Here is a 17,620-nt window from a genome sequence, read left to right on the forward strand (position 1 = left end):
CTGAGCCAGGATCAAACTCTCAAGTTGAGAATTCAATCATTGACTATTGTCACGTTATTCTGAATCGACGAGAACTCACATCAATTTCATCCAAGCATCTCTGCTCGCAAAATTGGTGTTGTCTCATTAAAACGTGACCGTCAAAGTCTATTCCATCAGAGCCTGAATTCCTTCAGACCCCGCAAGCTTCGCCGCCCACGTTTCTCTTTCTTCTCATATTCAATTGTCAAAAAACAGACCGCTCAATGCAGTCACAAAATCAAACCCCAAAAGCAAAAGCCCCTGGAAAACAACAAGCAGTCAGCTCATCAACATGATTTCTTTAGAACGAAAGACTTCGTCGCCAGCAGCGCCGCCGCCCTCGTTCAGTGAGCGGACTTATAAGAGATCACCCTCAAACAAGTCAACACACCAAAATACAAATTCTAAAAAAAACATTCAAAGTATTGATTTTAAAGGATAGTTTGAAATTAGTCATACAAACTAACAGATTTTAACGTTTCGGAGCTGCATGACGGGAGCTAGGACTTTTCCTACCACGACGAGGGCGCTCTCTTGGGCATTGCAGGCATTGCGCCCTTCCCAGTCTTATTCGGAAGACGGGCTGAAACGGGCGACCAGAGCGTGCGCATTGCCGGGATAGGTGAAGCGTACATAGGTGACGGCACCCGAATTGCTCCATGTGCGCCGCTCCACGACAAGGCAGGCCTGCCTGTCGGAGATACCCAACAGGCGTGCCACATCTTTCGAAGGCGTTTCGGCACTGATGCGGTGTTCGGCATTGCTCCAGGGAACATGGCCAAGCAGCCAGGGTCCGGGTGCAATCTCCGTGAAGTCGATTTCAGCGGCATCGGGAACGGTTGCCAGATTGACGAGACGCTGCTCGATACAGAATTCCCGCGTGCCCGCAAAATGAATGCAGACGATATCGAGCAGCGATGTACCAATGGCAATATCGAGACTTGTCCGATCCTCACGCTTTGCGACACGCTGCGTGCGCTTCAGAACCTTGAAGCCATATTCCAGGCCAAGGGATTCGACTTCCGCCCTGATATCGTGGATTTCGAGAACCGCGGACTGGATCTGCGGCTGGCGGACGAAACTGCCGGATTTCTTGCGGCGCTCGATCAAGCCGGCCTTCACAAGCTGGCCCATGACCTTGTTGACGGTCATTCGGGAGCAATCGTAGTGGGCGGCGAGATCAACCTCGAAAGGCAACCGGTGACCCGGCGGCCATTCGCCCGATACGATCCGGCCCTCGATATCACCGAGGATTCGCTGGTGCAGGGTTTGCCCGGCCGATGCTTTCGTCACGTCCGCAATGCCTTCCAACGGCTCGATGTCGTTCCTATCGAGCGCATATCAGCTATCGACAAGTTCGGCCATGACCTTGTTGAAGCGATCCGATATTTCATGGCGATGGACGTGCCGGCCCGCTTGCACCAGTTTTTTACCGCGCACCCAGACGGTATCGACATGGACGCTACTCGCGAACATCCACTGGTCGAGAATCTGGGATGCCGGAAGATGGGGAATGGCCGAGCAATCAAGCGCGACAAAATCAGCGCTTTTTCCCGCTTCTATCTGATTTTTTGAATCCAGCGCCCTGCCACCGCCGTGAAGCGCCTGCTGGAACAGTTTCTCGCCCGTGGAACGACCGGCATCGGCGATGACATTTCGCGCCCGAAGCGACAGGCGCTGCGAATATTCGAGCATCCGCAATTCTTCCGGCACGGAGATCAAAATGTTGGAATCCGAACCGACACCGTAATGGCCGCCTTCCGCGATGAAACCGGGAGCGGGGAAGATGCCGTCGCCAAGATTGGCCTCGGTGATGGGGCAAAGGCCGGCAACGGCACCGCTTTTTGCCATGCGGCGGGTTTCGGCTTCTGTCATATGCGTCGCATGGATAAGGCACCAGCGATCATCGACCGGCGCATTCTGCAAAAGCCACTCCACCGGCCGCGCACCTGAAAAGGCGAGCGAGTCCTCGATTTCCTTGACCTGCTCCGCCACATGAATGTGGATCGGGCCGCCTTTCGCCAGCGGTTCGATCGCCGCCAGTTCTTCACCAGTTACGGCACGGAGACTGTGTGGCGCGATGCCGAGCGTTGCACCCGGAAGCCCATTCACCACGGCTTGGGCGCCCTGCATGAGCCTTTCGTAACTGTCGAGCGAATGGATGAAACGTTTCTGACCGTCGATCGGCGGCTGACCGCCGAAACCGGAATGCGCATAAAATACCGGCAGCAAAGTCAGGCCGATCCCCGTTTGCGAGGCGGCGGCACCGATACGTTCGGCCATTTCGGCGATATTGCCGTAATGCGAACCATCCATATCGTTATGCAGGTAATGAAATTCACCGACCCGTCCAAAACCGGCTTCCAGCATTTCCATATAAAGCTGGGCAGCAACCGCCTCGACATGATCCGGTGTCATTGACAGCGCGAACTTGTACATGACCGTGCGCCAGCTCCAGAAGCTGTCATCGGCAGGTCCGCGAATTTCAGCAAGCCCTGCCATGGCCCGCTGAAAGGCATGGCTGTGGAGATTGGGCATGGCTGGCACGATAACGGCATGCCGTTCATCCTGCGGCTGCGGAGAAACACCGGTTTCGACGGATGAAACAGCACCGCCCCTGCAGTGGATGCGAACATCTTGCACCCACCCATCGGCCAGAAGTGCTGCGCCCGCGTGAATTACCGTCATGCCACCCTCTCCTCTTGATCTCTTCTGACAAGGCCACGTCGCATACGAAATTACGGCTTGCCAACATGATTATTATGTATATACATTTGGCACATAAAAGAAAGGCGAAAAGCAAATGCCAGGGAACAAATATACAAAGGGAATGGCGACGGGTGACACTACCGCATTGTGGCGCAATGCCCGGCTGGCGACGTTTGATCCTACCATGGATGGCATCGGCGCTATCGAAAATGCTGCCATTGCCATACGCAACGACCGCATCGTCTTTGCCGGCGCCGAAAGCGATCTGCCCGCCGACCTGGCAACGGCCGACGAGATAACCGATTGTGAGGGACGCTGGATCACCCCGGCCTTGATAGACTGCCACACACATTTGGTCTTCGGCGGCAACCGCGCCATGGAATTCGAAATGCGCCTCAATGGCGCGACCTATGAGGAGATCGCCAAAGCGGGCGGTGGTATCGTTTCTTCGGTACGCGACACGCGCGCCCTCTCGGAAGAGGCTTTGGTGGCACAGGCATTGCCCCGTCTGGATACGCTTCTGGCGGAGGGTGTCTCGACCCTCGAAATAAAATCCGGTTACGGTCTTGATATCGAAACCGAACTGAAAATGCTGCGCGTCGCCCGCAAACTTGAGACGTTACGGCCCGTTAGAATCGTCACCAGCTACTTGGCCGCGCATGCGACACCGGCCGAATATAAGGGCCGTAACGCCGACTACATTATGGACGTGGTTCTGCCGGGGCTGGAAAAAGCCAATGCGGAAGGACTGGCGGATGCGGTTGACGGTTTTTGCGAAGGCATCGCCTTTTCCGTTGAGGAAATGACCCGGGTTTTCGAAGCGGCAAAACAGTACGGTCTTCCCGTCAAGCTGCATGCCGAACAGCTTTCCAACCTCGGCGGTACGGAGCTTGCCGCATCCTACGGTGCGCTTTCCGCCGATCATCTGGAATATCTTGATGAGGCCGGTGCAAAAGCATTGGCTAAAGCGGGAACGGTGGCCGTGCTTCTGCCCGGGGCCTTTTACGCGCTCCGCGAAAAACAGCTGCCCCCGGTTCAGGCCCTGCGCGATGCAGGCGCTGACATCGCGCTGGCTACCGATTGCAATCCTGGCACCTCACCACTGACTTCCCTGTTGCTGACCATGAACATGGGTGCCACGCTTTTTCGCATGACGGTGGAGGAATGCCTGACGGCGACCACGCGTAATGCCGCAAAGGCGCTCGGCCTGCTTGCGGAAACTGGCACGCTGGAAGCAGGAAAATCCGCTGATTTCACCATCTGGGATATCGAACGCCCGGCTGAACTTGTCTACCGCATCGGCTTCAACCCGCTCCACGCCCGCATTTTCAAGGGACAGAAGGTTTCTACATGACTATCACGCTTCACCCAGGCAATGTGACCCTTGCTGAACTTGCCGCAATCTACTGGGATAACGGCAGAGCGAAACTCGACCGTTCGTTCGATGCCGGCATAGAAAAAGCAGCGGCCCGCATCGCCGAGATCGCCGCCGGCAACGCTCCGGTCTATGGCATCAATACCGGTTTCGGCAAACTCGCCTCGATCAAGATCGACGCAGCCGATGTGGCGACGCTGCAGCGTAACCTCATCCTGTCACATTGCTGCGGCGTCGGTGCGGCGCTTCCGGAAAATGTCGTGCGCCTGATCATGGCGCTGAAGCTGATTTCGCTTGGTCGCGGCGCCTCCGGCGTGCGGCTGGAACTGGTGCGGCTGATTGAGGACATGCTGGAAAAGGGTGTCATCCCTTCCATCCCGGAAAAGGGTTCGGTCGGAGCGTCGGGGGATCTCGCGCCGCTTGCCCATATGGCCGCCGTGATGATGGGCGAAGGCGAGGCTTTCTATGAAGGTACGCTTCTGCCCGCCGGCGAAGCTCTCACTAAAGCCGGGCTGACCCCGGTCGTGCTCGCCGCCAAGGAAGGGTTGGCGCTGATCAACGGCACGCAAACCTCGACGGCGCTGGCGCTTGCCGGTCTTTTCCGCGCTCACCGCGCGGCACAGGCAGCGCTGATAACAGGTGCGCTTTCCACCGATGCCGCCATGGGTTCTTCGGCTCCCTTCCATCCCGATATTCACACATTGCGCGGCCACAAGGGCCAGATCGATGCGGGGGCTGCACTGCGCAACCTGCTGGAAGGATCCGAAATCCGTGTCAGCCATATCGAAGGCGACGAGCGCGTTCAGGATCCCTATTGCATCCGCTGCCAGCCGCAGGTGGACGGCGCCTGCCTCGATCTTCTGCGGCAGGTAGCCCGCACGCTTGAAATCGAAGCCAATGCCGTGACGGACAATCCGCTGGTGCTTTCCGACAATTCCGTCGTATCCGGGGGCAACTTCCACGCTGAACCGGTGGCATTTGCCGCCGACCAGACGGCGCTTGCCATCTGCGAAATCGGCGCGATCGCGCAGCGCCGCGTGGCGCTGCTTGTCGATCCGGCTCTATCCTATGGCCTTCCGGCATTTTTATCGAAAAAACCGGGGCTGAATTCCGGCCTGATGATTGCCGAAGTCACCTCCGCTGCGCTGATGAGCGAGAACAAGCAGATGGCTCATCCGGCTTCGGTCGATTCGACGCCAACCTCAGCCAATCAGGAAGACCATGTATCCATGGCCTGCCACGGCGCGCGCCGCCTGCTACCGATGACGGAGAACCTTTTCGCCATCCTCGGCATCGAGGCGCTTTCGGCGGTTCAGGGCGTTGAGCTGCGTGGGCCATTGAAAACCAGCCCGGAGCTGCAAAAGGCAATCGCCGTGCTGCGTCAGGCGATCCCTTCACTGGAAGAGGACCGTTATATGGCACCCGATCTGAAGGCGGCATCCGACCTTATTGCTACCGGCGCTCTTGTGTCCGTGATTTCCGACGGCATTCTTCCGAAGCTGGAGGCGTGAGATGCGCGTCTTCGATATTAAAGAAGGCACATCGCCCGTCATTCTCGGCCTGCCCCACACCGGCACCGATGTTCCCGCAGCGATTTGGCAACGCTTGAACGACAACGGCAAGATGCTTGCCGATACCGACTGGCATATTCATGATCTCTACGCGGATCTGCTCCCCGACGCGACGACGGTTCGCGCCACCTTTCATCGTTATGTGATCGATGCCAACCGCAATCCTGAAGGCGTTAGCCTCTATCCGGGACAAAACACCACAGGCCTTGTTCCGGAAACCGATTTCGACGGCAAATCGATCTGGAATGAGGGGCAGGAACCGAATCAGGACGACATCGTCTCTCGGCTGGAAACGTTTCATGCACCCTATCACGCGGCCCTTGCCGCGGAAATCGAGCGGGTTAAGGCCATTCACGGCATCGCCATTCTCTATGATTGCCATTCGATCCGCTCGCATATCCCGTTCCTGTTCGAAGGCAAGCTGCCGGATTTCAACATCGGTACGGATATGGGCAGGACCTGCGACCCAGCCATCGAGACAATGGCGGTCGAAGCGACCGCTTCGGCAGAAGGTTACACCAGCATTCTCAACGGTCGCTTCAAGGGTGGCTGGACGACACGCCACTACGGAAAGCCCGAAACCGGCGTGCACGCCATCCAGATGGAACTGGCGCAATCCACCCATCTAACGACAGAGGCACTGCCGTTTGCCTATGACGACGCCAAGGCCACCAAGCTTCGTATCCACCTGAAAGACATTCTCACGCGCATCGAAACGACTGCGCTGACACTCCCACACACCAAAAGGGGAACCAAATGACCAATCCTCGTCACAATATCCGCGACGTCCGCGCTGCGCGTGGAACCGAGCTGACCGCGAAATCGTGGATGACAGAAGCGCCGCTGCGCATGCTGATGAACAATCTCGATCCTGAAGTGGCCGAGAACCCGCATGAACTTGTGGTTTATGGTGGCATCGGCCGTGCCGCCCGCACCTGGGCGGATTTCGACAAGATCGTCGCGACCCTGCGCGACCTTAACGAAGACGAAACGCTGATGGTCCAGTCCGGCAAACCGGTCGGCGTGTTCCGCACCCACAAGGATGCGCCGCGCGTGCTGATTGCCAACTCCAACCTCGTGCCGCACTGGGCGACATGGGATCATTTCAACGAGCTGGATAAAAAGGGTCTTGCCATGTACGGCCAGATGACCGCCGGTTCGTGGATCTATATCGGCAGCCAGGGCATCGTGCAGGGCACCTACGAAACCTTCGTGGAGGCCGGTCGCCAGCACTATAACGGCGATCTCACAGGCAAATGGGTTCTGACCGGCGGCCTTGGCGGCATGGGCGGCGCCCAGCCACTTGCCGCCGTGATGGCCGGTGCCTGCTGCCTTGCCATTGAATGCAATCCCGATTCGATCGATTTCCGTCTGCGCACCCGCTACGTCGATGCCCGCGCCGAAACTCTTGATGAGGCGATGGAGATGATTGAGCGCTGGACAGCCGCCGGTGAGGCAAAGTCCGTCGGCCTGCTCGGCAACACCGCTGAAATCCTGCCGGAAATGGTCCGCCGCGGCATCCGTCCAGACATGGTAACCGACCAGACCTCGGCGCACGACCCGATCAACGGCTATCTGCCGAAGGGCTGGACGATGGCCAAGTGGAAGGAAAAGCGCGAGAGCGACCCGAAAGCCGTCGAAAAAGCTGCCCGTGCCTCGATGCGCGAACATGTCGAAGCGATGATTGCCTTCCAGGACATGGGCATTCCGACTTTCGACTACGGCAACAACATCCGCCAGGTGGCAAAAGAAGAAGGGCTGGAAAACGCTTTCGCCTTCCCGGGCTTCGTTCCGGCCTATATCCGCCCGCTGTTTTGCCGCGGCGTCGGCCCGTTCCGCTGGGCGGCACTATCGGGTGACCCGGAAGACATCCGCAAGACCGACGCCAAGGTGAAGGAACTGCTGCCCGACAACAAGCACCTGCACAATTGGCTTGATATGGCCGCCGAGCGCATCGCCTTCCAGGGCCTGCCGGCGCGTATCTGCTGGGTAGGCCTTGGTGATCGCCATCGTCTCGGTCTTGCTTTCAACGAAATGGTCAAGAACGGCGAGCTCAGCGCTCCGATCGTCATCGGCCGCGACCACCTCGACAGCGGCTCCGTCGCCTCGCCGAACCGCGAGACCGAAGCCATGCAGGACGGTTCGGATGCCGTATCCGACTGGCCGCTGCTGAACGCGCTGCTCAATACCGCATCCGGCGCGACATGGGTTTCCCTGCACCACGGCGGCGGAGTCGGCATGGGCTTTTCCCAGCATTCCGGCATGGTCATCTGCTGCGACGGCACCGATGACGCGGCCCGCCGCATAGAGCGCGTGCTGTGGAACGACCCGGCAACCGGCGTCATGCGCCATGCCGATGCCGGTTACGAAATCGCCGTGGAATGCGCAAAAGAGCAGGGCCTGCGACTGCCCGGCATTCTCGGTAACTAAAGAAAAAACTCGGCGCAGTCTTCAGGCTACGCCGTTTATCTGATCCGGGAAGAGAGCCGCGATCCACCCATCGTACAGTGCCGACAGCGGTGCCGCATCAGTTTCGACGCCGCTGTCGGCGCCCGGTGGAACTTCTGTTCTGTCTGCGGCTTTCTTCCGTTGCTGTTTTTAACCGACCGACTGTATGCTCGTTTGAAAGCCGCGCTAACCGTTAGGCAGGCATGAAGGACATGGTAGATCAAAGAATGGCGCACAGGTTCCTTCCGCTTGCCTTTACCCTCCTGCTCGGGGCACTTCTTCCGGTTTCCGCTACGAATGCCGTGGCGTCCGAAAAGCAGCAAAATGTTCCCGTGCGGATCGATGTGGGCGGCTACAAGCTGAACAGCATCTTGGTCGAGCCGGGAAAAAGCGCCGAGCTTCCGCCGATCCTCTTCATTCACGGCGCAAGCGCCAGTCTCTATGATCCGATGTTTTCGTTTCTCGAAAAGCTGAGAGGCCGTGCAAAACTGCTATTTGTCGACAGGCCAGGGCACGGCAATTCGGATATCGGCGGCAAGGCAAATATTCTCCCGGATGGACAGGCGGACGCCATTGCCCAGCTTATGAAAAAGCGAGGCGTCCCGAGAGCGATTATCGTCGGACATTCCTTTGGCGGCGCCATCGCGGCATCGCTTGCGGTCCGTCATCCGGAGATGGTCGCGGGCCTCGTATTCCTTTCTCCCGCTGTCTATCCATGGGAGGGTGGCATCGCCTGGTATTACACAGCGGCAAATGCGCCCTTTACCGGTCCGCTGTTCAGCACCTTCATTGCTCCGCCCGCCGGCCTCCTGGCATTGGATCAGGCAACGCGCGGTGTTTTTGCACCCAATTCCAGACCCGCCGGTTATGTGGAAGCAACGCATTCCGTAGCGGCCCTGCGGCCCAGGGCCTTTCGGCACAATGCGCAGGAGGTCGCGGCTCTCAATGAATGGGCGCGTGGAGCTTCCTCGGAGTATCGGCGCATCACGGCACCAACCGTCATCATAACCGGTGATACGGACACGATCGTCTCGCCAGAGGTGCATTCCCGTCATCTCGCCAGAGATATTCGCGGCTCCACTTTGATCGTCGTGCACAATCTCGGGCATAAATCTGACTATGTCGCCAGTGACCTTGCCATTGCCGCGATCGAAAAGGTTGCCGGCCGGCCATCCGATTTAAAGGCGGTCCAAAAAACGATTGAGCGACGCATCGAGAATGATCGCGGATCGTAAACTTCCGCCCCCGCCCCCTTAACGACCCGATTCTGGACATCACATGAGAATATTACGCGCTTCCGAATACAAAACCATGCCGTGGAAAAATGGCGGCGGCGTTACGGTGGAAATCGCCATCCATCCGCCGGGTGCTTCCGTGGATGCATTCGACTGGCGCGTCAGCATGGCGACCGTTGCTCAGGACGGACCATTTTCCAGCTTCCCCGGCATAGACCGCACGCTTGCGATTATCGAGGGAAACGGCCTTGCACTCGCTATTTCGGGTCATGAGCCGGTGGCGCTGACGACGAAGAGTACCCCCATGCCCTTTGCCGCCGATGTTCCCGTGGATGCGACCCTGATGGACGGCGCGATAGTCGACCTGAACATCATGACGCGCCGCTCATCCTTCGCCCACGGCGTGCAAAGACTATCCGGCAGCCGCTCGATGCAAGCGGCAACGGGAACAAGGCTGATCCTCGCGCTCGATCCTCTGACGGTCGCCGTCAACAACGACACAGCCCGGCTGGAGAAGCTGGATAGCGTTTTCATCACGGAAAGCGTGCCGTTCACCATCGAGGCAGATCATGGTGAAGGCATATTCTTTCTGATCACGCTACAAGATATCTGAAGCGCCGCAGCCTCAGTCCAACCCCAGCGGATCGGCCACCCGTGGCCATAGCTGGAGGCTTGCCTTGCGATAGGCGGTTGTGGCCGGATCGGTCGGATAGGAAGTGGGCGCGGCGATATAAACGATCTCGGAAGCGACCGGCGCAAAACCCGCATGGAAGTGGTTGGTGGACTTCACCAGCAGCACGTCTTTCCTGGCAAAATCAATGCCGAGATTGGAAAAGATATCCGGCTCATAAGTTTGCGTGCGGCTGGTAATGAGAATGATATCGATTTCCGTTCCGACCGGTCGAACGACGGCGGCGCGGCCGAGCGTGACGCGGCTATTTCGGAAACTCTGCCACCCTGCTTCTGCAGTGCGCATGACCCTGATCCGGAAATCGAGCGGCTCGCCACCTTCGGGACTGGATTTGCCGCCAATACGCAGATCAATCTCCGCCCCCTCGCCTGCCGCGTGACAGAAAGACACAGCAATCGGATCCCAGATCGTTGCCACACCGATATTGTCCATGCCGCGCTCCACCATGCGCCGCAGAATATGGGTGGCATCACCCGCAACGCCGCCACCGGGATTATCCCATATATCCGACACCACGACCGGCATATCCGGATGCTCACTACGAATGGCGAGAGCCCTGTCGAGACCCGATTCCGTGTCGAGCATCGGCATGGCAGTCAACTTGCGCATGGCATAAAGCTCATGGCCGCGTTTTTCGGCCAGTGCGTCACCTTTTGCCCTATCATTATCTGTCACGACGACGATACGCGTGCCCATATCTGGTACATCGCCTGCCATGAAACCGTGAATGATGGAAATAGACAGCACGCCGTCCTTGCCCTCCAAAGCCTTCAAACGGTCAACATAAGAACGCATCGGTTCGCGGCTGGTGGGGTAAATGGTGATCATACGGCAATCGAAAGTGGAAATAACCGGCCTGATTTCTCCGCGGAGGGTGCGAAGTGCCAGTTCAACGACGTGCTCACCACGTTCCTCAAAATCCGTATGCGGGAATTCCAGAAACGTCGCCATGATATCGAGATTTTCGACCCTTAAAGGGGTCAAATGGCTGTGGGGATCGAATTCCGCCGCGATCAGTACGTCGGGACCAACAAGCGTGCGGACATGTGACAGGAAATCGCCTTCCGGATCATCATAACCCTGCGCGACCATGGCGCCATGTAGACCAAGAATTACCGCGTCGACCGGCAGGGCGGCGGCAAGCTCGGCAAGAATCGTATCGCGCAGCGTTTCATAGGTCTGGCGCTGTATCAGCCCCGCCGGTTCCGCCCAGCAGGAGGTACCCTCGATTACCGTAAACCCTTCCGCTTTCCCGCGCCGGCGCAGAATTGGTACCGGTGAGGAGCATAGTGTCGGCGTTTCCGGATGTTCGCCGGGCCCAGCGTAAAAAGCCGCGCGAAAGGCGTCCATGTCCGTCGGGACGGGTGAAAACGTGTTGGTTTCGGTGGCAAGCGATGCCGTGAATATGCGCATGACTGTCATTCTCGTTGCCGATGCCCGCTTTTCAGCAGCATTTTTTTGCAATTTAATTAGCCGGGTAATGTTACCAGACGGTGCCGCGTGCTGTGACGTCTTCCACCCGCGTCACGATACCGTTTCGATGGAAAACCATCCTGTCGAAAAGATTAGTAATGACGCAGGTGTGGTTCGGCACAACCTTGACCAGCTCACCGATTTCCGGCCGCCCCGATGTGCAGCCCGACAAATCGACCACCGCATGTTCTTCCGAAAGCGACATGATTTTCGCGCCTTCATACCCTTCAATCAGCCCGTAATCGCTGAACCCAAGGAGATCGGAGGTCAAAGCCTTGGAGCCACAATCGAGCACAGCGCGATCAGGTGTCGGTCGCGACACCACGGTGGCAAGAACATGCATTGCCAGGTCGCCAGCGTTGCAATGTCCGGCGCGCAGCATCGAACGATCATTATATACATAGGTGCCCGCCCGATATTCGGTTGCGGAGGGAACGAGGTGAGCAGAGAAAAAATCCGGTGAGCCGCCACTGGAGCGAACCGGGCAGTCAATGCCCTTTTCCGCAAGCAACGCCATGGTTTCCCGAATGAAGTTCTCCACCTTTTCAGCGCCACCGGGTGCCGGATAGGTCAAAATGCCCTTGAAATTGAGGCCCGGTGCCGCGACGATCTTTTCTGCAAGCTGCAACACGGCTTCCGGGGTCTGCACACCGCAGCGTTTTCCGCCGGTATCGCATTCGACAAGAACGGAAAGCGGTCTTTCCGCGTCGAATGTGCCGGCAAGGCCGGCAATCGTCACGGCGCTGTCGGCGACGACGCTCAGTTGCCTTATACGCGCATTCAATGCCCTCAGCCGCGAGAGTTTCGCCACGCCGAGGATATTGTAGGTAATGAGAATGTCGTCGAAACCGGCATCCGCGAAAACTTCCGCCTCGCTGACCTTCTGGCAATTGATGCCAATGGCGCCCGCCTGAAGCTGCTGCTTCGCAATGGCTGGTATCTTATGCGTCTTGATATGGGGGCGAAAAATCTTGTCATGTCCATCAAGATAGGACTGCGCCCGCGCAATGTTGGCGGCAAGTCGGTCCTCGTCGATCACGGGCATCGGCGTCGAGATCGCATCGAGTGGAGTGCCTTCGTCAGGCCAGGGGTAGGTCATCGTCAAACGCTCTCAGAATCGGAAATTGGCAATCAAACCAGTGGCTTATAGGCTATAACATCCATTTCAACCTTCGCATCGACCATCAGGGGCGACTGCACGGTTGAACGTGCCGGTGGATGATCGATGAAATATTTCTGGAAGACCGCGTTGAAACTCGAAAAATCCCGGGCATCATCCAGCCAGACATTGACCTTGACGACATCGGCGAGTGTACAATCCGCAAGCGCCAGAACATCCATGATATTGGCCACAACCTGCTCGGTCTGAGCCACAATGCCGCCAGTTACTACTTCACCATCGACTGTTGGCACCTGTCCAGACACATAGACGAAATCACCGGCCCGCACGGCCTTGGCAAAAGGCCTGCGCTGTCCGCCAGCCTGAGCGTCAGCCGTCTCGAATCGTACCAGTTTCTGCTTTTCCATAGATGCCTCGCAAATAATTTTCATAGAAATCGTATTTTTAAGGGTTTAATAGCTCGTTTTGCATCAATATTCCATAAGTGATGTAAATAATTTAGCAATTGTGTAAATCATCAACTCGCGGACGGATGGACGTCACGGTGAGCTATTCGTATCGCCGCACGTTGTCGAACCGAATAATGAGGCTCAAAACCCATTGTCTGTCGCGATCTATGGAAGCGGCTATTGGCTGAGCCACGGCTCTTACTAACCCTTAGCTCTATCGCGTAATGAGGAAAGTCCGGTACATTCGGATGGCTGCCTGATGAGAGAAATAGAGAGGTTAGCCGCGGCAAACCTCAGTATCTGAAAAGTTAGAGGAACAGTCTCAAGCGCAAAATCTTCAAGACCTGGCACTGTGCGAGTGTTCTTTCCTTCACATCAACCGTGTGCCGAAACCCGCCGGTCCGACACTACTCTATCCGTGACAGCTTGCGCGATCTTTTGCGCCTGCACGCGGATATCCGGCACGGCGGTTATCTCCCAAAAGCGGCCCGCCGTCAGCGCCCCGGCGGCAAACAGGCCAGGCCAGACCTGCCCGTCCGAGCTTGACAAGCGCGACTGGCCATCGACCTCGACCCCAAGACCAAACGCGTCGAGCAAAAGCACGCCATCGTCCCGCATGGTTTCCAGAAGCCGTGAATGACCGATCCCCGCCCTCTCCATTCCGGTACAATTAACGACCCAATCGACCTGAAACTCTCTAAGCGTCTCCGTATGCCGACGGCGATAAAGTACGGCGATCCCCTCGTCCTGCTCGTCGAGAGAGCGGAGATAACCGGCATGGATCTCTAGAACGCCGTCAGATAACAGCTTTTCAAAAGCCTTATGCACTTCGGGCGCGATTCGGTGCCGGTGAATGTTCCACCAGGGCAAAGCATGGCGGAGAAACCGGCTTCGCTGCTCAGATGTCAGGCTCTGCCAAAGCAGCTGGGTCTTCGGCCGTAGACCATCCATGACACTACGCCACGACGCACCATCTTTCACCTGCTTACGCAGAGCCTGCACTAACCGGCTGATCTCGGTCGAACCTTCTTGTAAGCGCGGATCAGCTGGCGACAGGGGTGGGCTGATATGTGGATGCGGCACAAGTCCCCGGCGGGACAATACGTGGATTGGGCCACGGTGTCCCTTTCCTCGAAGCGTCAAGACCTGATCTATCATCGTCAGGCCAGAACCCAGAATACAGATGCGGTCCCCCGCCTTTACTTTCGACAGCCATCCGGACTGCCAGCAATGCCCGATAATGCGATGCGGCGCGTCGTCATCTTTCGCCAGAGTTTGCACCGGCAAACTTGCCGCGCCGACACCAAGACATAAGACAACATTTTTCGCGCGCAGCTTCTCACCATTCTCCAGTGCAAAAGAGAAACCGCCATTGCCATCCGGGCGACAGGCTGAAGCCTTGGCACGGATGAAGTCCACCCTCGCCCGCTGATCCCGGCTTCTCAGCAGGCTGGCGAGCCTGTCCCTGAGATAGAGGCCGTAGTCGCCACGTGAGGCAAAAGCCAATGGATCATTGCCGAGCCCATTCTCCGTCAGCCAATCGAGAAAGTCATCCGGCCTGTCGGGGAATACGCTCATCCGCCCTGCGGGCACATTGAGCCGGTGATAGGGCAACTCGGTACGATAGGCCGTACCGCGCCCGAAATCCGACTCGTCGCCGACAATGGCGATCGACGCGTCCCCGGGCAGGGATGATAAGAGATGAGCGGCGGTACAGATGGCCGAGAAACCCGAACCGACGATAGCGACATCATAGGACATTTATTCCTCCAACCTGCGACAGCACGAAAGGTCAGGCGGTGGGCGCCGAACCCGTTGATACTCTAGTCGATGAGTAGAGATTAAACATCTGCCAATGTCTACCCTTCACTTTCCGCCGGCGGGATCGCGCCTTGCACATTTGGTGCGCGGGATTCCCAAAGTTAGCCGCGGCAAACTTTCGCTCTGATCGCTCCTTGTCAGTTTTAAAGGAAGTCGAAAAACCGCGTCTCAGCCAGAACGAAGATGAAGTTAGCCGCGGCTAACCGAAAAACTGTCACAAAAAGCAAAACTGATTCTTCCACAATGCCTTAGCGGTACTTCTGCATCCGGGAAAAAAGCCTATTGCGCCAAAAAGAGAATCGGCGCTTATATCTCAGTTGCGGAAAAAACCGTCTTTTTCGAAAAAAACCGCAACTGCAATATCGAGCGAAAGTAGATCCATGACACAGAGTGCCGACTCAAGATTTGCTGCAGGGGCACCCGACCTCACGAGCCTTATACAACAGCATTCGGCCGCATTGTCAGCCCAATTGCAGGCGCATAATGCGAATACGTTTTCACCGCATACCGAAAAGAGTATGCGCCATTTTTCGCCGGCAGAAACCGCCCGGCTGATCGGCATCGGTGAAGCCTATCTTCGTCAGATCGCCGCTGAGCGTCCGGAGCTCGATGCAGCGCAGGCATCCGGTCGTCGTTCCTATTCGGTAGAGGATATGGACGAGATCAGAAAGTTTCTCGATCAGGGCGCGCGCGGCACGCGTCGCTATCTGCCCCACCGTCGCGACGGCGAGGAATTGCAGGTCATCGCCGTGATGAATTTCAAAGGCGGTTCGGGTAAGACCACGACATCCGCGCATCTGGCACAATATCTGGCACTGCGTGGTTACCGGGTTCTGGCTATCGATCTCGATCCGCAGGCCAGTCTCTCCGCTCTCTTCGGTCACCAGCCCGAAATGGATGTCGGCCCGAATGAAACGCTCTACGGCGCGATCCGCTACGATGACGAACGCCGGCCGATCGCCGAAATCGTTCGCGGCACCTATATTCCCAACCTTCATATCGTTCCGGGCAATCTGGAGCTTATGGAGTTCGAACATGATACCCCGCGTGCACTGATGCGTCGCGCACCAGGCGACACGCTGTTCTTCGCTCGCATCGGCCAGGCAATCGCCCAGGCCCAGAATTTCTACGACGTCGTGGTCATCGATTGCCCACCGCAACTCGGTTACCTGACGCTTTCGGCGCTGACGGCAGCAACATCGGTTCTCGTGACCGTTCATCCGCAAATGCTTGATGTCATGTCCATGAACCAGTTCCTTGCCATGACTGGCGATCTTCTCGCTGAAATCGGCAGGGCCGGCGCACGCTCCGATTATAACTGGATGCGTTACCTCATCACGCGTTTCGAACCGAGCGATGGGCCGCAGAACCAGATGGTGGCTTTCCTGCGCTCGATCTTCGGTGAAAACGTCCTCATTCACCCGATGCTGAAAAGCACGGCCGTTTCGGATGCCGGATTGACCAACCAGACGCTTTTCGAGGTGGAAAGAACCCAGTTCACGCGCTCCACCTATGACCGCGCACTGGAAGCCATGAACAACGTGAACGCTGAAATCGAGGGATTGATTAAAAAAGCGTGGGGTAGGGCAGCATGAGCAGAAAACAGATTTTCGCCAATCTTGGCACGCCAGGCACAGACAACGATACCACTCCCGAGCGGTCCCGTCCGCGTGTCAGACCCATCCTCGGTTCTCCCGAACTGGTGACGGATGTGTTGAACTCGCCAGTCGGCATGATCGGCCAGTCTCTGAACGAAGTGTCGGAACGCTCCAAGCGTGCTGAAGAGATCGAAAAACGGCTCGCAGAGGGCCTTACGATCGTTTCGCTCAATCCTGCTGATATCGATCCGTCCTTCATACCCGACCGCATGCCAGCCTCAGAAGAGGCGGATGCAGGCCTGGTGGAGGCTATTCGTGAGCAGGGCCAGCAGGTTCCCATTCTGGTGCGCCCTCATCCCGAATTTCCGGGACGTTATCAGGTCGCATTTGGCCATCGCCGTCTGCGCGCCGTTTCCAACCTGGGTATTCCGGTCAAGGCCGTGGTTCGCGATCTCAGCGACGAACAGCTGGTCGTCGCCCAGGGACAGGAGAACAACGAGCGCCGTGACCTAACCTATATCGAAAAGGCGCGCTTCGCCCAGAAACTGCAGATGCGGTTTCCGCGTGATACGATCATGGCGGCGATGTCCCTGCACAAGGGCGATCTTTCCAACATGCTATCGGTTGTCGGTCGCATTCCCGAGGATCTGGTCGATCTTATTGGTCCGGCACCCACCGTCGGTCGCCGTAACTGGATGGATCTCGCAGATCAGCTCTCCTCGTCACAGGTCAAGGAAGCGGCGCGCGCTTATGTACGGGAGCCATCCGTTGCCGCTCTTCCGTCCGAAGAACGCTTCAAGTCGCTTCTGGATTTTCTGAAACCCAAGGCACAGGCAAAGAAAGCCGGTGTCTGGTCTTCGGAAACTGGCAGCAGACTGGCAAAGGTGGTCGAAAGCGACCGTAAGCTGGATATATCCATCGACAAGAACGAGGCGCCGGAATTTGCCGATTTCGTTCTGGAACATCTTCAGGCGCTGTTTGCCGAATACCGGTCCAAGCAGTGATTGTTAATACCAACGACTAACAGGAGACGCATTACAAAAGAAAAAAGCCCCCGAACGTTGCCGCACGGAAGCCTTTCTTTGATCTAAGCAACCAAAGAATCTCAT

The 17,620-nt window shown here is 57.3% G+C and carries 14 protein-coding genes; 8 read left to right on the top strand and 6 right to left on the bottom strand.

All coding sequences use genetic code 11. From position 1 onward, the window contains the following. Window positions 1–588: 588 nt before the first annotated feature. A complete protein-coding gene (gene hutC / locus ACQZ63_RS06710; protein ID WP_025595286.1) occupies window positions 589–1,314 on the bottom strand; it encodes a histidine utilization repressor in 726 nt (241 codons plus the stop codon). A gap of 48 nt (window positions 1,315–1,362) precedes the next feature. Then, on the bottom strand, window positions 1,363–2,709 hold the full coding sequence (locus ACQZ63_RS06715; RefSeq protein ID WP_111801870.1) for a formimidoylglutamate deiminase: 1,347 nt from the start codon (window positions 2,707–2,709) through the stop codon (window positions 1,363–1,365). Between the two features lie 115 nt (window positions 2,710–2,824). On the opposite strand from ACQZ63_RS06715, the gene hutI reads away from it, so the two are divergent. The 6 genes from hutI (at window position 2,825) to ACQZ63_RS06745 (ending at window position 9,972) form a co-directional block, all read left to right on the top strand. Beyond that, the gene (gene hutI / locus ACQZ63_RS06720; protein ID WP_035199810.1) at window positions 2,825–4,084 is read left to right on the top strand and encodes an imidazolonepropionase; all 1,260 of its coding nucleotides are present in this window, start codon (window positions 2,825–2,827) and stop codon (window positions 4,082–4,084) included. Then, window positions 4,081–5,616: a histidine ammonia-lyase gene (hutH, locus tag ACQZ63_RS06725; RefSeq protein ID WP_003511646.1), complete on the top strand. Its 1,536-nt coding sequence runs from the start codon at window positions 4,081–4,083 to the stop codon at window positions 5,614–5,616. Before hutI ends, hutH begins: the two co-directional genes overlap by 4 nt. Before the next feature lies 1 nt (window position 5,617). Next, complete coding sequence (gene hutG, locus ACQZ63_RS06730; RefSeq protein WP_111801869.1) at window positions 5,618–6,436, top strand: N-formylglutamate deformylase; 819 nt, start codon at window positions 5,618–5,620, stop codon at window positions 6,434–6,436. After that, window positions 6,433–8,106, top strand: coding sequence for a urocanate hydratase (gene hutU / locus ACQZ63_RS06735; RefSeq protein ID WP_025595291.1), 1,674 nt, complete (start codon window positions 6,433–6,435; stop codon window positions 8,104–8,106). Before hutG ends, hutU begins: the two co-directional genes overlap by 4 nt. A 245-nt stretch (window positions 8,107–8,351) precedes the next feature. Continuing rightward, the gene (locus tag ACQZ63_RS06740; RefSeq protein WP_236768962.1) at window positions 8,352–9,359 is read left to right on the top strand and encodes an alpha/beta fold hydrolase; all 1,008 of its coding nucleotides are present in this window, start codon (window positions 8,352–8,354) and stop codon (window positions 9,357–9,359) included. Between the two features lie 43 nt (window positions 9,360–9,402). After that, a complete protein-coding gene (locus ACQZ63_RS06745; RefSeq protein ID WP_448799112.1) occupies window positions 9,403–9,972 on the top strand; it encodes a HutD/Ves family protein in 570 nt (189 codons plus the stop codon). A 12-nt stretch (window positions 9,973–9,984) separates the two neighbouring features. On the opposite strand, the gene ACQZ63_RS06750 is transcribed toward ACQZ63_RS06745, so the two are convergent. From ACQZ63_RS06750 to ACQZ63_RS06765, 4 genes are all read right to left on the bottom strand, one after another. Next, on the bottom strand, window positions 9,985–11,463 hold the full coding sequence (locus ACQZ63_RS06750; RefSeq protein WP_448799113.1) for a M81 family metallopeptidase: 1,479 nt from the start codon (window positions 11,461–11,463) through the stop codon (window positions 9,985–9,987). Window positions 11,464–11,533: 70 nt separating this feature from the next. Beyond that, window positions 11,534–12,622 carry a D-TA family PLP-dependent enzyme gene (locus tag ACQZ63_RS06755; protein WP_113555465.1) on the bottom strand — a complete coding sequence of 363 codons (1,089 nt, stop codon included), beginning with the start codon at window positions 12,620–12,622 and terminating at the stop codon, window positions 11,534–11,536. Between the two features lie 32 nt (window positions 12,623–12,654). Next, window positions 12,655–13,050, bottom strand: a complete 396-nt coding sequence (locus tag ACQZ63_RS06760) for a RidA family protein (RefSeq protein ID WP_003511636.1) — start codon at window positions 13,048–13,050, stop codon at window positions 12,655–12,657. Window positions 13,051–13,467: 417 nt separating this feature from the next. Then, entirely contained in the window at window positions 13,468–14,853 is a 1,386-nt protein-coding gene (locus ACQZ63_RS06765; RefSeq protein WP_113555464.1) for an FAD/NAD(P)-binding protein, read from the bottom strand. A gap of 440 nt (window positions 14,854–15,293) precedes the next feature. On the opposite strand from ACQZ63_RS06765, the gene repA reads away from it, so the two are divergent. Together repA and repB are read left to right on the top strand one after the other, a co-directional pair. After that, window positions 15,294–16,508, top strand: a complete 1,215-nt coding sequence (gene repA, locus ACQZ63_RS06770) for a plasmid partitioning protein RepA (protein WP_029658853.1) — start codon at window positions 15,294–15,296, stop codon at window positions 16,506–16,508. Further along, on the top strand, window positions 16,505–17,515 hold the full coding sequence (gene repB / locus ACQZ63_RS06775) for a plasmid partitioning protein RepB (protein WP_003511631.1): 1,011 nt from the start codon (window positions 16,505–16,507) through the stop codon (window positions 17,513–17,515). The genes repA and repB overlap by 4 nt, the downstream gene beginning before the upstream one ends. The last annotated feature ends 105 nt before the right edge of the window (window positions 17,516–17,620 follow it).

The sequence above is a fragment of the Agrobacterium sp. CG160-95 genome (assembly GCF_053521725.1).

What these genes read in the sequence shown, in the direction of transcription:
- ACQZ63_RS06715 (WP_111801870.1), bottom strand. Translation starts at nt 2,709, where the DNA reads ATGACGGTAATTCACGCGGGCGCAGCACTTCTGGCCGATGGGTGGGTG.
- hutI (WP_035199810.1), top strand. Translation starts at nt 2,825, where the DNA reads ATGCCAGGGAACAAATATACAAAGGGAATGGCGACGGGTGACACTACC.
- hutH (WP_003511646.1), top strand. Translation starts at nt 4,081, where the DNA reads ATGACTATCACGCTTCACCCAGGCAATGTGACCCTTGCTGAACTTGCC.
- hutG (WP_111801869.1), top strand. Translation starts at nt 5,618, where the DNA reads ATGCGCGTCTTCGATATTAAAGAAGGCACATCGCCCGTCATTCTCGGC.
- hutU (WP_025595291.1), top strand. Translation starts at nt 6,433, where the DNA reads ATGACCAATCCTCGTCACAATATCCGCGACGTCCGCGCTGCGCGTGGA.
- ACQZ63_RS06740 (WP_236768962.1), top strand. Translation starts at nt 8,352, where the DNA reads ATGGCGCACAGGTTCCTTCCGCTTGCCTTTACCCTCCTGCTCGGGGCA.
- ACQZ63_RS06745 (WP_448799112.1), top strand. Translation starts at nt 9,403, where the DNA reads ATGAGAATATTACGCGCTTCCGAATACAAAACCATGCCGTGGAAAAAT.
- ACQZ63_RS06750 (WP_448799113.1), bottom strand. Translation starts at nt 11,463, where the DNA reads ATGCGCATATTCACGGCATCGCTTGCCACCGAAACCAACACGTTTTCA.
- ACQZ63_RS06755 (WP_113555465.1), bottom strand. Translation starts at nt 12,622, where the DNA reads ATGACCTACCCCTGGCCTGACGAAGGCACTCCACTCGATGCGATCTCG.
- ACQZ63_RS06760 (WP_003511636.1), bottom strand. Translation starts at nt 13,050, where the DNA reads ATGGAAAAGCAGAAACTGGTACGATTCGAGACGGCTGACGCTCAGGCT.
- ACQZ63_RS06765 (WP_113555464.1), bottom strand. Translation starts at nt 14,853, where the DNA reads ATGTCCTATGATGTCGCTATCGTCGGTTCGGGTTTCTCGGCCATCTGT.
- repA (WP_029658853.1), top strand. Translation starts at nt 15,294, where the DNA reads ATGACACAGAGTGCCGACTCAAGATTTGCTGCAGGGGCACCCGACCTC.
- repB (WP_003511631.1), top strand. Translation starts at nt 16,505, where the DNA reads ATGAGCAGAAAACAGATTTTCGCCAATCTTGGCACGCCAGGCACAGAC.